This is a genomic window from Tenacibaculum discolor, from assembly GCF_003664185.1.
Lineage (GTDB): Bacteria > Bacteroidota > Bacteroidia > Flavobacteriales > Flavobacteriaceae > Polaribacter > Polaribacter discolor.
Window position 1 is genome coordinate 71,092 of the sequence record NZ_RCCS01000009.1, and the last position, 15,870, is coordinate 86,961.

Genomic DNA, 15,870 nt, shown 5'->3' on the forward strand with positions numbered 1-15,870 from the left:
AGTTTTTTAAAAAGATTACATTATATCAAACTTACCGCTTGCTCCTTGTACTACAGTCATTTGCCCTTGTACTTTTGTTTGCTGTCCTTTTAATTCGGCTGCCGCTTGACCTTCAATAGTTGTATTTTGCCCTTTAATAGTAGCTTTACTACTTGCCTCAATAGCCACATTTGCACTACTTGTAATGCTAGCATCTTTATCTGCCTGAGCTTTAATTGCTCCTTGAGATAAAATTGAAGTGTCTTTTTCTGACGCTGTTTTTATTTCTCCTTTTGCTTGTAGTTCAATATTTTCTTCTGCAATTATTTTCACATTCTTAGCAGAAAACTCCATAGTTTCAGCAGACTGAACAAACAATGATTTTTCTTTAGTATCAAAAGTTATAATACTTCCGTCTTTGTCTTTTATGGTTATTTTCTCCTTATCTTTTGTATCGTCTAACTCAATCGTATGTCCACCACGCGTAATAATGCTCTTTCTTACATTTTCTTCATCTCCTCCTGCTCCATTTTTACCTGTAAACATGCTTCCCATTACAAAAGGACGATTAGGGTCGTTATGTTCAAAACCTACCATTACTTGATCGCCTATTTCTGGAATAAATACAAATCCTCTATTGGTTTTAGTAAGATCACTGCTTCCTGCATCTGGAGTCATTACACGAATAAAATCTGTTTTTGCTCCAATAGCTTCTTGCCAGTAAAACTGAACTTGTACACGTCCTTTACTTTCCGGATCTTTATTACTTACTACCTTAGCTACTTGATTATTAGCTACAGCTGGCGCTATACTTTCGTTTAATGGTAAACTTTTTGTGTTTGCAGGGACAGCTTCAAAGGTATTATGATATGCTCCTCCAACATCAGCATAATGACTTATTTGAGTTATAATATATTCTCCATACTGTTTTACAGTATACTCACCTTCATCATACTTTGCTGCACTAACTTTTATTATAGTTCCTAAACAAAGTCCTTTTGTTACCCCACTAGCCTTAAGCACATTACCTCCTGCACTTAACCCTTGTAAACGCTTTTGTAAGTACTCATCTAATGATGATTTATCTTGTAAAAACACATCACTTACTCCAAAGTCTTTTACTTCTTTATAAACTTGCTCTGATGCTTTAAGTGCAGTATTTGCTAAGTCGTTTAACCCTTCATTATTAGCTTTTAAGTCACCTTCAAAAAACTGATCATTTAACGAATCGTAACTATAAGTCGCTAAAGTAGGATTATACGTTTTGGTTTTTATTTGTAGTTCTTTTAAATCTTTACTGTATTCTAGCTCTATTGGTTTTTGACCTTCAGATTCAGGCTTTCCAAAAATAACGTCTACCCCATCAAAGTAAAACCATTCATTATATTGATATGCTAATCGTTGAAGGTATTTATAGTCGCTCTCTGCGTATTGACATTGGTAAGGGATTACTGCAGTGTATGATGGACTAATCTTATTTTTGATAGCAGTAGCATCTACTATTTCTGTGACGATACTTCCTAAGTCTTTTTCTAACCAAGACTTTTGTTGTTTTCCATTTTCTAACAAAACTGTTTGAGACAATCCTTTAAGTATTAATTCGCCGTGTAATCCTATCTCATTATGACGCATTGATACATCTAACACAACTCCTACAAAAGCTTTTCCAGAAACATTGGTGGTAAGTTGTTTACCTAACCATTCTTTTGATTTATCTAGTGTGTAGCTTCCTGCTTCTTCTACCGTTTCTATATCTACTACAACTTCAAAAGTATGATGCTTATATAAAAATTGGTTAATTGTAATTGTTTTATAGCTCTTTACAAAGTTACCATCAATGGTAATTTGCTTATCTAATGCTTCTTCTTTTATCTTATGCATGGGGGTATTTTTTCTTTGTTATAGTTAACTATCAACGCTTTTTTTGACAAAAAAAAAGACCTTCCTTTATAAAAAGAGAAGGTCTTTAATAAATAAATTATATAAAACTAAAAGTTATTTAGTCCTTCTCATTAAGCTACTGGCCAACGGTTATCTAAGTTAGCATTACCAATAAGTAATTCTTCAGCAGAGAAAGTAACTGTTAATTTCATTGGAATTTCGTTGTTTACATCTAAATCTTCTTTAAAATAAACGATGTAAGCGTTTTTGAATTCCACTTCTTTCATTTTTGAATCTTCATCAGTTTTCTTGAAAACAATTTTTCCATCAACAGACTTAAATTGGCTATTTACCATTGCCTCAATTACTGATGTATCTGATGTAGACTCGATAGTTAAAGTAACTCTTCCTCCATTTACACTTGAAGATGGTTTACCTTTTGTATCTGTGTTTCTGTTTAAGCTGTACTCAGCTTGTAATACGTCGAATTCTTTTCCTGCGAATTCGAAACTTGCTCTAAATGATCCCATAGTTTCTTTTTTTTGGGTTAAATAATTAAATTAAAATACTTTTTAGAGCTTTCTCCATAAAAAAAAGAGAAAGCTTTAAACAATATAAAACCTTCTCTTTTTTTATTTTTTGGCGCCATTCTATAAGAAGAAAGAAGATAACAAATATTGCCTTATGTGATGTAAATGTATATTATAGTTTTTTTACTTCCAAATTTTTATGTAAAAAAATTGTTACTTTTTTAAAATTATTTTTTCAAGAAAACTTAATAATCTTAGCTGAACAAAGACTACTACTAGTCAAGTTAACTTTTATGATCTTAAAAAATTTATTGTGTCTTTGAAAAGTGTTTTATTTTAAATCCCATATTTTCATACAAAGTAATAAGCTCGTCTTTATCATTATAATCTTTAATGTCTTTTACTTTCCAACTAACTTTTTCTTTTGTGGCTTCATCAACAAGGTTAAATAAATGCATCATTGCAACTTCTTCAAGTCCTTTTTCTTTTCCATTCCTATCTTGCAAAAAAACCTCTTTACTTCTAATTTTATCCCACATCTTCACCCATAACCCAGATTCTTTAACTGAAGGCATGTTCATAGTGTCAATATCAAAAACTTCTATTTCATTTTCTTTGGAATTTATTGCTACTAATACTGCAACCCCTTTATTAGTTGTTTCTATTACACATTTTGCTCCATCTCCTACACGCTCATCTAATAAATACTTAACTTTTTTTAAACGGGTTCTTTCTAGCTCTATCCCTTGTTCTCTCTTTCTTAACTCTTTTAATTTTTTTCTAAATATCAGTTTAAAAATCATATATATAAATTTAATTGAAAAACTACTACTAACTCGTTTATAGTTGTAAGAAGAAAGAATTGTATTATTTTTTTAAATTGGCTACTACTATAATTTTATAGTAGTCCTTTTTCTTCTTCAAAACATTAAGAATGTTAGATTTATTCTTCTTTTTAGCAGTTAAGCAAAAGTAGTAAGTTTTTTATATTGACTGACAGTAATTACTAATAATATATATAAAATTAAAGACGTTAAAGTTTAGTTGCTAATTACAATGGTTCATCTCAGCAAAAACTAATCTTGCAGTATTGTTACCTCAGATTTTTTTAATACCTAGAGGTTGAAAATTTATATCTAACTCAAAATTATAAATCGGAACTTCTTATGTTTTAGTTATAAATAATCTTATTTTTTTATTTTCTTAAAATAACCTTGGGTATCTATTTTATACTTATTTGTATATATTACTCTTTCAATTTCTTTTTTTTCTTCTATATCGTAACAAGATTGTTCATCAATGGTTGTAATTGTATAATCTTTATCAATTTCAAAGCTCCTATCCCATCCACATTCATAATTCTTTCCTCCTACAACAATCAGTTTATCAACAGTTTTGTTATTACTGTTTATAGTTTGTAACTCAAAATACGGCAGATAATAATCTTGTTCTTTATTTGAATAAATAAATAAAAGCACTTTATACTTATTTTTATCTGGAAACCTCTTATAAAAATATCCTTTTCCTTTATAAGGATAACTATCTTCCTCTTTAGCGTATAAATCCTCTTTTAATTTAAACTCAGTTTTATCAGAAAACAAAAAATTCAACTCCGATTTCTCACTTATTTCATTTTTCTGCTTTAAGCTATCAGTAAGAGCAAATAAAAAATCATTATTATAGTCATACGAATACGTATAAGGTAACTTTTTAATAGAAACAGTATCCCAGCTAAATGCTTGTATACTTTCTACTACAGGAACTTCAACAAGCTTTTTTTCGTTATCCTTAGACATTTTACAACTTATTAAAAACAAAATAGATGTAAAAAATATTATTAAATTGTAGGCTTCGTTTTTTGTCATTTTTTTGGCCTCTATTACCATATATCTTCATCTCAATTAGCACTATTAAACCTAATAATTCTTATAATCAAAATTTCCGCTGCCCAAATAATTACATTAATAGATATGTTTCATTTAATTTGAAAGCCTTAAACTTAGCTAAGAGAATTTAACTTTTTTATATTCTGGAAAGATATAACTAACTTATTCTTTCTAAAACTTGACTTGGTATTTTACTTTCTTTGTTTTTAGCTTTCATTTGTTCAATATAAATTTTATATGCTTGTTTAGCTTCCTCTTTTTTACCTAAGCCCCAATATGCATCTCCTAAATTAAGATATGCAACTGTCCTGTTTGGAAACTCTTTTATGATTACTTCAAGAATATAAACGGCTTCTTCATATAAACCCGATTGCTCAAGAAAATAAGCTTTGTCATTAAAAAAAACTAAATTATCTTCATTTACTTTGAGTTGTTTTATAAGGTTAATGTATTTAAAACTACAGTAAGGGATTCGCTCATAGTAGTTCATACTGTTTCCATAGTTTTGAATTAAAATAGTGTCTCTATGACAAGAGCCATTAAATTCATTTGAAAAACTCACTTCCTTCTCTTTAGCTTTTAAAAATAATTCTCCTTTTTTTTCTACTTTCGAACCTTTAAAAAAGGTATATAAATATTTTTCTTCCTCTTTATCTATCTTTAACCAAAAGTCACAATCTCCACTAAACTCATCTGGGAAGTATATCCCCTCTAACAAGTAGTCCTTGATTACCTCTTTTTTATTTTTAGAAGCAAACTCATTTTTCAATGTTTTACTTTCTTTATTCCTTTCTTTTTTACATTGAATTAAAATGATCGAAAAAACGAATAATACAATTAATATTTGTTTATTTTTCATTTTTTAAAGCTTTTATACGTAACTCTGCTGCTTCTCTTACTTTTACATAATATTTTTTATTCTCCCCTCCTCCAGTACTTTTTTTAATTGAAGAAAAATTAGAGATTGATTTTATCCCATACCAATTTTTTTTAGAATAACTGGAGTCAGTCAACTCAATAAACCTTTCATACCCCTCTAATGATTTCGTTTTATCTTTAGTACATCCTGATTTAGATAAATCTGGGTCATGCCATAACCCCCAAGCAAATGAAGCTCTTTTATCATTATAAGCTTCACTCTCATTAAATTTATAATCTGTAGTATCGCTTTTTTTATTTGAACAAGAATTATATAACTCCTTAAAACCTTTTTTTACATATTTTAACCTATCATTATATCCATTAAACCCCCATTAATAAGCCTTGTAATAAATATAAAATCATTATTATCAGCTTCATCATTTAACTTTGCTTTTTGTCCCCAAAACCAACCTGCTGATTTAGCTGCATGAGGGTCTTCTTCTAACTTTTCCTTATTTTTTTGGGATGACGTAAAGTCTTCATCAACAAATTCTCCATAAGCTTCATAGTTTGACTTGAAAATCAACTGAATCAAACCTCTACCTTTAAATCCTCCATAATCTGTTTCACTTGCTCCTATTTCTTCAGTATACCTAAAGCTGCCTGATTCATGAATCAACTGTGCTAAATAATGAATTTTACGAAGACACGTATTGATTCCATTATCTTTAAAAGACTCATTAATTCCTTTTATATGCTCTTCTATATTTGCATCTGTAGCACTAGTCGCTATATTTTTTATTTGCTCCTTAGTTAAATCCGACTTACAACAATCATTTCCCTTTAACTCAAACCACTTGCCGTCTATATCTAACCAACGGTTAGGTGTTGTGCGTTGGTCTGGTTCTCCATCTTTATCTGGATTCGTTCCATTATATACTACTTTTATACCATTAGGAGTATGGGCATCAATTAATAGACACATAAACGCCTTTTTATCCTTAAGCTTATCTAACTCTTCTTTTTCTCTTTTGGTATCTTTACCTCCTAACGTAACTTTAAATATTGCCCAATCTTTAAAATCATCTTTATTTGTAATTTTACTATCTTTTGCATATGCTCCTACAAGTGCTTCAGCTATTGTATTTGTACCTTTCTCATGCCGTAACATTAAACCTTTTTCTTCAGTTTCTAACTTCATTTCCTCATCCTTTCCTTGTTTAACATTCAACCATATTTTTTTATTTGACAAGTTTGATGTTTTTACAACTATATAAACTTCATCGCCTAAATTTGCTGACTTTAAACTCTTAAAAGTCACTTTATCTCCTATTTTTTCTTTTTTAGGTTGTGAACCAATGTTTAGAGTTTTTCCTACATAAATGGTATCGCTTGTTAAGCCATTGTATTCTTTTACTTTTGCTATTTTACTTAATGAATCCTGAACTACTAATTTTATAAGTCTCTTTTTCTTTTTTTACTTTTGGAGTATCTCTTTCACCTATTATTTCTCCTTCTTCATCTAATAACAGCCAATTTTCTTCTATTTTATTTATTATTATCTCAGATAATTTATCATTAAATATAAAATCATACTTTAAAACCAATTCAAAACTAAAACGATTATAAACAATTAAATAATCTATTTGTTCTCCATCATGGTTAAATATGTTTAACTGAAAACTAACTCCTGGAATATCATTCTCTCCATAATATTGAACAAAACTTCCTATAGTAATGTAATCATCTTTTACTTGTTTAAAGAAAGGATAGTACTTTTTCCCTGTTATATTATAAAAAAAGTTACCGTTATCATGCTCTGTTTTATTACTATTAAAAAAAGAATGAACACATTTATCATAAATATTTAAGCTATCTTTTTTTATAAAGTACCCTGAATCATCCTCTTTTGTATAATTTCTTATACTTTTTTCTAGTTTAATTTTACTATAGTTAGGTATACTCTCAATACATTTTTGAAAATCATTCTTCTTTTTATTTAGAACTATTATCTCTTCTTTGTCTTTATTATTTTCACTTTTTATACTTTTCTTACAACCTAAAGACAACGTGGCTAAAAATAATATCAATAAATATCTCATATCTCTTTAATTTTTGAAAAATCAAATCCTGTTAAATGTAAATGGTGATGATGTCTATATTTAACGTTCCCTGTAGTCTTCTTCATATGCTTTGTATGAGGAAGAAGTGTTTCTTCTTTTACTTTTTTCAAAACCTTCTTTTTGGTTTTTTCATCCAAAACTTCTTTTTCTACTTCTCTATCAAAATTTTCTGAATACATTTTTGATTTTCGCCCCCAACCAAACTTATATAGAGCATTGTTAAACTTTACCTGCCTTTCATAATCAAAATGACTGTCTTGTAATACTGTTCGTTCACCATTTTTATTAGTACTTAAATACCTTAAATCTCCTTTTTCTCCATTAATATGCGAAGAACTTCCTCCAGCTGTATTACCATTTTTTATACTAAATCCATTAAACCCTAAATCTTCAATACTTTCCTCTATCATAGCTCCTATTAATCCTGCAAAACAATCTGGGTTAATATACCATCTTTGTGAAGCACTATTCCAACTAGAAAAAGCAAACTTAACAGCGCCTGAACTATACTCTTTTATATCCTTTGAATATGCTAATAAAATATAGTCTTCTTTAGTTGATATCACATCTTTTTTTACATGCCTTTTTGTTTTATGAATTGCTGCTTCACCTAAAGTATGCTTCTTGTTATTTGAGTCATAATAATAATAAATTACTTTTTGTGGTTTTGAAATTTTTGTCTTTTCAATTTTACCATCACTGTAAATATTATATTCAAGCGTAGAATTATCCTTTAGCTCAAACCAATTATCATCTCCATAATACCAAAAGTTTGGACGGTTATCAAAAATTTCCTCATATTTTACTTCAAGCCAATTTTGATTTTCAGGCTCTGCATCAACGACCATAAACAACTTTGTTTTTTTGTCAGTTGTTTTATTTAAAGCTTCTCTGTATTTTTTCTGATCTTTCTCTTCTTTAGGTGATAGTGTAACTGCATCTATTGCAAAGTTTCTAAAATCTTCAGCATTTGATATGTTCTTTTTATTTTGCTCTGTAAATCTGCTTACATACGTTTCTACAACACTAGTTTTTTTACCATCCTGTTGTAAAACTATAGAACTATCTTTTGCTACCAAACAATCTTTTTCGGCTTGTTTTAAACTTAACTTTATACGTTTATTAGCCATATTTTCAGTTTCAACCACCATATACACCTCATCTCCTAAATTAGCATTAGCTAGTTTTGTAAACTCTATTTTTGGCAGAGTTAAAGGAATATCAATACAATCTCCTTTAGTATATGAGTCTTTTTTAAGTACCTCTACTATGTGAGCAACTGTTGTCTGCTGTTGCTTTTTTTGTAAACCTCCCTTAATGTTTTTATAAATAATTGTTGCTATTTTTTCCTTACGAGTTTTGGTGCTTGTATTATTGCTCCCTTTAAAAGTATAACTTTCAGTTTCTCCTGTTTTCTCTGTACCTTTAATTTCTTTTTTTGCTAAATAAGCTTTTTTTACTCGTTGTATTTTAATACCTAAAGTATTGCTTGGTTTTACGGTTAGTGTTGCCATAGCTAATTAATTTTGTATTGTTTCTCTTTCTCCTTCTTGTTGAACTACTACACGTAACTTGAGTTTATGTTCGCTACTAGTTACCTTAAAATCTTTTATAATATCGTTTTCTATAACCTTGTCTTTGTATACAAAATCTTTGGTGTGGTTACTTAAATCGATATCTATTGTTTGTCCTATAGCATTTTCTGTTTTTAATACTAAGTACACTTCTTCTCCGGTATTTACTTCTGCTTGTTTGTTACCTTCAAGGTCGGTATAATAACAGGTAAAACGTGGTGTTGTATCTTCTTTAGCTTTGTATGGTGCAGTTTCTTTTATTGGTATAAAACTTTCTTGCCAGTGTTTTATATAGCGTGTGGTACTTTTTTTACTCCAGCTAGAGTTGTTAAAAAATCGGTAGTCTTGCATAGCAGGTGATATGGTTAAAGTAACCTGCATACCTGATTGATTACAAAATTTTTCGTGATAATTTATTAGAGTAGCATCTTTAAAACTGTATTCAAAGATTTCTAATCCGTCAAAATCATCTTGATAAAAAACAACTTTTCCTTCTCTTAACTGATATAAGTTAAAGGGATATGATACTTTTTTGTTTTCGGTTCTATCGGCAATAATCCACTCTAAAAAACTATCGTCATACATTTGTGATTCAAATGTAACCGAGATGGTTCCTCCCATTAAGGCAGAGGTAGGTTTTCCGTTCCAATCAATAAGTCGATCGTAATTTAAATTTGTATTGAAAAGTTCTCGCTCTTCTCCACATACAAATAGCTTTGCTTTAACATTCATTTTTAGGCAATTTTCGGGGTTCTTCCTAACTATTAACTAGGGCAATAGTTCTAAAGGTATAAAGTACACTTCACTCTTATAACCTTCTTCTACTTTTTGCAACTTATTTTTTAAAAATAATTCCTCTAATTTATCTATTTTTTCATATTGTTGAAAATAAAATTTCTCAAAACCGTTTTTTCCTACTCTTTTTCTTGGCAGTTTATGTATTCGTAAACAATAATAACCTTCGTGATTTAGAGGGATTCCTGATTTAAAGTAAAATAGGTCGGCAATTGTTGCTTTTCTACTTAAAACATATCTATACGCTGCTTTGTTTAATATTTTTATTTGTTTTTGGTAAAGGCGTTTTATTACTCTTCGTTTTTTTCTCGTAATTGGTTTCGCCATTTGAGGAAATGTACTACGGTAATTTTCTATCAACTCTATAATTTCATCCTTATCAAAAACATATCCTTTTTTAATAATACTATCGTTAAGTAATGATACTTTTTGGTATAACACTTCGTGTAAGTTGTTTCTACTTAACTGAAAGAGTCGTAAACTATCCGTATTTAACTCTTTATACCTTGTTTTTATCGTAGCACTTGGTTCACTTCTTAAAACTCCTAGTTTTTTGTTGAAGTAATTTAACGAGGATATAAGTTTATCATTGGTTAAAACAGACCTTTTTAAAACAGTATCTATCGCTTTTTCTAAAGATAAAGGAGTTAAGGAACTTTCTATCCTTGGAAAAACAACCCCTCCGTTAAACAAACTATTATCTGGTGCATCATACACATAGATATTATCTTCGTCTGCAGGTACTTTTTTAAGTATATTATTTTCTACAATGATTTCATTATCTACAATAAAATTCTTGATAAATTCATTATAAAATTTCCCTGTTTTATACAAAAACTCTTTACTTCCTAATATATAATTTTGAGACCTTACACTTTTGTTATTGTCTAATTGAGCAAAAATAATTTTAGGTGATTTTTTAGCTATTTTTTCAAAAAAAGCATCTTTTTGCCTTTTAATATCATTTGTACTCTCTTTACTTGAAGCTATGATAAAGAAGTTGTTTTCGAAACGCTTTTTTTCACCTGAAAAATTATCTATTGCATAATTAACTGCCTTTGGAATAGACATTGTTTTTTCTGTGTATTCTACAGCTAAATTATTTTGATTGCTTTCTATAAAAGACTCTACAAAACTAATCCATTCTGAAAAGGAACTTGTTTTTTCTAATATCGCTGTTCCCTTTTTGTCCACTAATATTGCTGAAAAACTGTATTTAGTTTCAGTAGGTTCTTGAAATAAGGTTATGTATAAACTTTGTAAAGAGTTTAGTATTTTTTTTAGATGCTCGCTTTCTTCGTTTTTAGAAATAAAGTGGAAGTTTACTACTTTAGATTCCTCTTTCATAAACTTTATTTCTTTTGTATAAAAACTGTTTCCTTTTACATTGATAAGTTTATTTTTATCATGGTTCCAAACATGTACTGGAGCTATTAAATCTTTAGTAACATCTATTTTCAAATTTTTATATCCTGTATATACATATTTTGACAATACATCTTCACCTGTAAGTTGAATTGTATCTTTATTACTAACAGCTAATAAACTATCAGTGTTGTTTACAACGTACACTTGATTTTGCCCTATACGAGTAATTAAATTTGATGGTATCCAACCTACTGTTTGAGAAACGGAATCTTTTAAAGTAGGCTTATCAGAAACAAATACTGCTTTTCCTTTTTCATCATACTTATAAGGATATACTATTTGATTGGATACTAACTTCTTATTAGACTTTGTTCTAAAAAAAGGATCTTTAAACACGTTTACAGAATCTACTTCCATATAAGGTTTTAAGTCAAAAAGCCTTAACGTTTTATCAGTACCTACTTTGTATTTTATTGGCTTATTGTTACAGGTTTCTATAAAAGAGTGATTGTACTCTATAACATTATTTGCAGGTATCCAGCCTAAATATTCTACTTGCTCTGCATCTTTAAAGTTAAACTTATCTCCATAAAACATCGAGAATAAACCTTTAGGTTTACCTATTTGATCTGGATTAGCTACTACAACTTCATACGAATTTTCTTTTTCATCAATCACATACAACGGAGTTAGCAATCCTTTTTTCTTAAACTTTTCTTGAATGTATGGGCCTTTATAAAAAGAATTGTTTTCTCTATCTGAAAAAACCATTTTTAACGAGGCATCGTGCTTTGTTTTTACTTTTTTAAGATAGTTAAACCTATTTGCTTTTACTTCTTTTACTTTTTCATATTTTCCTATGGTTTGTGATATGATAGGAAAGGAATATAGCGACAGAAAAAAAATAAAAAGTGTTATTTTTTTTTGCATTATTATCTTAGTAAACTTTGTGTTACATTTAATCTTTTGAAACATTTAATTGTATCTATTTCAACTTTATTAATTATTATTTTGCTTCTTTTTTTATTTTCTAGATAGTGTAAACCTTGACAATAACTAAAGAAGTCATTATACCTTCCTCCATTAACAATTACAAGTATGTCTTCAGCTTGATTACATGTGTAATTATTCTTTATATAATTTAAGTTCTTATAAAAAGTTCCCCGATCGGTAACTTTACTATCGGCTATTGCTTGAAGTCTTTTTCTAATGTCATTTTGGACAACCCCTAAAGAATCTACTTTTTCTAATTCTTCAACTTTTTCAAATCTTGGTAAAATTCTTATGTTATGATATATGGGGTATTTTAATGTGTTTGTTTGAAGTTTTACTCTGTAATCTCCTGGTTTGCTGTACCTATAAATAACTTGTTCTTCATAAGCATCAACAGTTCCTGTTTCTCCAAACTCCCAATACCAAGTATTTATTCCCTTTCCTTCGGTAAAAAACACTAATTCTTCACCTACATACCCCTCATCTACACCATGTAAGGTTACCAAAGAATCTCTTGGCGACAATTTCGGCAAGGAAACTACTCCTATTTGTTTTGATACTGTGAACTTATCGTTTATTTTAATCGAAACAAGGTATTTTCCTTCCTTACGATATTTATAGTCAATATTACCTCGTTTCATGATAGAATCTCCATTCCCCATGTGCCATACTACTTTTCTCCCCTCAACTAAACTGGTATCGTTTAGAAGGAAAAACAATTTTTCTCCAACTTCAAATTGATAATTACTATTAGACTCAGATACATAAAAATCTAAGTTACTAAGTCTTGATTTGTAGGGTGCAAATATTGCTAGTATAAGTACTAATAGAGCTATAAAAATTAAAGCTGATAATTTAAATTTATTAGACATACTCTTATATTTAAATGTTAGCTTTACATTCTTCTAAATTCTCTTTCAAAACTTTATTATTTCTTTTTAAAGCATTGTATTCTTCACTCAAATCGAAAAACATTTTAAGCGTTTTTGATGATTGAACTCCAAAAATGTATCGGTTATTCATATCGTTATCTCTATAGATTTTTTTGTATAGTTGGATTTCTTTATCTAATTCATCTAGTACCTGGATTTGAATAACATCAAAAGGTATTTCCTGAATTTTTTTATGTGTTTTCTTTATTCTTTTCGTATAGTCCTCTTGAACATCAAAAATTTCTTCTGAAGCATCAATACTATTTAATAACTCTTTACTTTCTACTACAGGTACTTTAAAAATAAATTTAGTTAGTATTATAAATACCACTGTAGAGATTATTATAAACAGAAGAGAAAATCTTATTTTTTCCCAAAAAATTTCGTGTTTATCCATAGCTTAATCTTTGTTTAAATCTTTATTTAAGTCTTTATACTTTTCTCTACATTTTTCTAACTGTTCCTTGTTAGCTTCCCTCGTATTAACCTCCTTATTATAGCTTTCAAGAAGTGATTGAATATTTCTTATCTCCGATAAAAACTCACCGTAAATTTTATAGTAGTTATTTTCTTTTTTTGTACTATCAATACTTTGTCTTATCTCAACCCTAGTATTGGTAATAATCTTTTGCATTTGCCTATACTCCCCTATATTTCTTCGTTTATTTTTTAAGCTGTATAAATTTTTAAAAAGTTCTTCCATTTTAAAATTTAACATTGCTTGCTTTTTAAAAACTTCATTATAGTGAGATTGTTTACTTTCAATTAAAACAACTCCTTTTTCTGCAATAATTAAAGTGACATATAAACAGAAAAATACAACTACTGCTGTTAAAGAGAATGACGCAAAAAATTTAAGAATTTGTTTTTTTCTTTCTTTGTGATTTAAAGCCTTCATAAGGAATTTGTATTAATCAATTATACTCCAAGTACTATTTTTACCTCTATTTCTATTGAACTGTGAACCTGACTCTTCGTTAATTACGATATTATCTTTTCTTTGTCCTATATACTCTAGTTCACTCATCTTTTTAAACACACGCTCTAACATAGCCACAAACCTATTTAACACATCAAAGGTTTCTGCTATTTCTATATGATTATACTTAACATTTACAGCATCTACTATAGCATCTAGAAAGTCTGAAGGTTTAATATCTGTCCATTGATAGTAATATTGTAATAATTGCTCTTTTTCTTTATCATCCATTATACTTAGACAAATAGAAAGTTTGTTTGCTAATACAACTAACCTATCTACTAAATACATAGGAGATCTACTTACCGAAATGTTCTCTAAGTTAAAGATGTTGTCACTATAATACTCTTGTAGTTTTGCACAGATAGAAAAAGTATTAGCTACTAATTTGTTACTGTTTTTTTGCCCATTATTCTTTTTAAATATTTTGATAGAATAGTTTTTAGACTTAATAAGAACCTGTAACAACCCTTTACTAAAACCTTCTAATCTTTCATTTGAAGATAAATTAACTACTGGGGGTACATATCCTTCGTCTATTGAAAACAATCCATTAATCCACAGAACTTTTCCTACAACTAAAAAGTGTTCTTTTAAAAAACTTGTATTAATTTTTGAAACAGGAAGTGTATGTAGCTCTAATTTTGGTAAAACATTAGGGTGGTGTAGTGGTACAACCTCAGGATCTGGAACACCTACTGGCAAATACTCGAAAGGTGATAAAGATAGAATTATATAAAACTCTTCGCTTTCTGTTTTATCAAAATCAGATGTTTTTAAAGTTACATAAGGTGAGTTTCCTCCATACAAATCACGATGATACATGATTCTATATCCTTTTTCTGTAATTGCATTACATGACTTAAGTTTTATTACTAAAGAATTATCTCCATCACTTAAAACATCTAATTGTAGGTTATCAAAATCAGCTCCACCTTCTATTAAACCATACTCATAATTTTTAAGAGAAACAGAGTTATAATCTTTTATAGTTTCAATTGTATTGTTATAATTTTTAAAAAAATGCTCAGCAGATATTTTTACTCCGTCAGTCCAATTTATTGGTAAATAATTCATTTTATTATTTTTCTTATTCATCATCAATAGTATTTAATGCAGTTCTTCTTATGTATATAGTTTGTTTATTTCTAATTCTATTAAATTTTCCATCTTTTTCAGCATCTAAAACTTTTGTAAACAAAGGGAAGTTGAACCACTTATTGGTATAAAATATCCAACCAATAGGTTCTCCGTCTAAATAGGTATCAATCATTCTATCAGGGAATCTAAAATTTTGATCTTCAATAAAACGGTTAAACCACATACCTACTGATACTTCCATTGGTAACTTTACCGAAAAAGAACTATAGTTTTTATCATCAGGATTTCTTTTAATTTTTACTGTAACTTGTATTAGTTTAAAAACATCTACATTATCCCAATACATGTCTGTAGCTCCATTGTCTGAAACATTCCAAGCTTTATAAAATGGCTTTGATATGTTTAAGAAGTAGCCTAAAGACATCGTGTATAACAAGGGTAATACAAACCAAATTATTGACAACATAGCCCAAAGTGCATAAGGGAGGTTACTTATTTTTTCGAAGATTAAATAATACAACCACGCAGAAAGTACCATTACTATAAAAGCAAAAAATAGTGTATGAAATTTATTATCTAAACCTATAGACTTATAAAACTTCGTGTTTTGAAAAAGCATAAAAAACACACCCACAAAAAGATAACATAAAACCGTAAGAATTAGTCCCAACCATACAAACTCATATTTTAACAGGCTTATAAAAACTGGTGCTATTAAAATAAGAGTAAGTAACAAAACTAAAACAATTGCCTTTTTTATGTTAAAGGATTTTTTAGCTTTTACTATATTATTTAACACCATTAAAGATATAATGGCTATTAAAGGTGCTAAAAGAAATTTTAAAAAATATACTATTATTATGTTCAT

The 15,870-nt window shown here is 28.7% G+C and carries 16 protein-coding genes; all 16 read right to left on the minus strand.

All coding sequences use genetic code 11. The features are described from left to right. Positions 1 to 15 precede the first annotated feature (15 nt). A complete protein-coding gene (locus C8N27_RS12415; protein ID WP_121147673.1) occupies positions 16 to 1,860 on the minus strand; it encodes a type VI secretion system Vgr family protein in 1,845 nt (614 codons plus the stop codon). 131 nt (positions 1,861 to 1,991) lie between these two features. After that, positions 1,992 to 2,390 (minus strand): type VI secretion system tube protein TssD, encoded by a 399-nt coding sequence (gene tssD, locus C8N27_RS12420; protein ID WP_099215485.1) that lies wholly within the window; start codon positions 2,388 to 2,390, stop codon positions 1,992 to 1,994. 308 nt (positions 2,391 to 2,698) lie between these two features. Next, a complete protein-coding gene (locus C8N27_RS12425) occupies positions 2,699 to 3,193 on the minus strand; it encodes a hypothetical protein (protein ID WP_121147676.1) in 495 nt (164 codons plus the stop codon). A gap of 384 nt (positions 3,194 to 3,577) precedes the next feature. Next, on the minus strand, positions 3,578 to 4,186 hold the full coding sequence (locus C8N27_RS12430) for a hypothetical protein (RefSeq protein WP_147431734.1): 609 nt from the start codon (positions 4,184 to 4,186) through the stop codon (positions 3,578 to 3,580). A gap of 247 nt (positions 4,187 to 4,433) precedes the next feature. Beyond that, entirely contained in the window at positions 4,434 to 5,135 is a 702-nt protein-coding gene (locus C8N27_RS12435) for a tetratricopeptide repeat protein (protein ID WP_121147681.1), read from the minus strand. Further along, on the minus strand, positions 5,125 to 5,289 hold the full coding sequence (locus C8N27_RS15955; protein WP_167444754.1) for a hypothetical protein: 165 nt from the start codon (positions 5,287 to 5,289) through the stop codon (positions 5,125 to 5,127). The genes C8N27_RS12435 and C8N27_RS15955 overlap by 11 nt, the downstream gene beginning before the upstream one ends. A gap of 209 nt (positions 5,290 to 5,498) precedes the next feature. Beyond that, positions 5,499 to 6,458 (minus strand): glycoside hydrolase family 19 protein, encoded by a 960-nt coding sequence (locus C8N27_RS12440; RefSeq protein ID WP_121147684.1) that lies wholly within the window; start codon positions 6,456 to 6,458, stop codon positions 5,499 to 5,501. 106 nt (positions 6,459 to 6,564) lie between these two features. After that, positions 6,565 to 7,239, minus strand: a complete 675-nt coding sequence (locus tag C8N27_RS12445) for a hypothetical protein (RefSeq protein WP_121147694.1) — start codon at positions 7,237 to 7,239, stop codon at positions 6,565 to 6,567. After that, positions 7,236 to 8,774, minus strand: a complete 1,539-nt coding sequence (locus tag C8N27_RS12450; protein WP_121147697.1) for a hypothetical protein — start codon at positions 8,772 to 8,774, stop codon at positions 7,236 to 7,238. Before C8N27_RS12450 ends, C8N27_RS12445 begins: the two co-directional genes overlap by 4 nt. Before the next feature lie 6 nt (positions 8,775 to 8,780). Next, positions 8,781 to 9,566 (minus strand): type VI secretion system tube protein TssD, encoded by a 786-nt coding sequence (gene tssD, locus C8N27_RS12455; RefSeq protein ID WP_099215493.1) that lies wholly within the window; start codon positions 9,564 to 9,566, stop codon positions 8,781 to 8,783. Between the two features lie 36 nt (positions 9,567 to 9,602). Continuing rightward, positions 9,603 to 11,927: a type VI secretion system protein TssR domain-containing protein gene (gene tssR / locus C8N27_RS12460; RefSeq protein ID WP_147431735.1), complete on the minus strand. Its 2,325-nt coding sequence runs from the start codon at positions 11,925 to 11,927 to the stop codon at positions 9,603 to 9,605. Between the two features lie 2 nt (positions 11,928 to 11,929). Continuing rightward, entirely contained in the window at positions 11,930 to 12,862 is a 933-nt protein-coding gene (locus tag C8N27_RS12465; protein WP_099215495.1) for a PKD domain-containing protein, read from the minus strand. A 10-nt stretch (positions 12,863 to 12,872) separates the two neighbouring features. Continuing rightward, positions 12,873 to 13,319 carry a type VI secretion system TssO gene (gene tssO, locus C8N27_RS12470; protein ID WP_099215496.1) on the minus strand — a complete coding sequence of 149 codons (447 nt, stop codon included), beginning with the start codon at positions 13,317 to 13,319 and terminating at the stop codon, positions 12,873 to 12,875. A 3-nt stretch (positions 13,320 to 13,322) separates the two neighbouring features. Continuing rightward, entirely contained in the window at positions 13,323 to 13,820 is a 498-nt protein-coding gene (gene tssO / locus C8N27_RS12475; RefSeq protein WP_099215497.1) for a type VI secretion system TssO, read from the minus strand. A gap of 12 nt (positions 13,821 to 13,832) precedes the next feature. Further along, complete coding sequence (locus tag C8N27_RS12480) at positions 13,833 to 15,002, minus strand: hypothetical protein (RefSeq protein ID WP_147431736.1); 1,170 nt, start codon at positions 15,000 to 15,002, stop codon at positions 13,833 to 13,835. After that, a complete protein-coding gene (locus tag C8N27_RS12485) occupies positions 14,992 to 15,870 on the minus strand; it encodes a TssN family type VI secretion system protein (RefSeq protein WP_099276749.1) in 879 nt (292 codons plus the stop codon). Before C8N27_RS12485 ends, C8N27_RS12480 begins: the two co-directional genes overlap by 11 nt.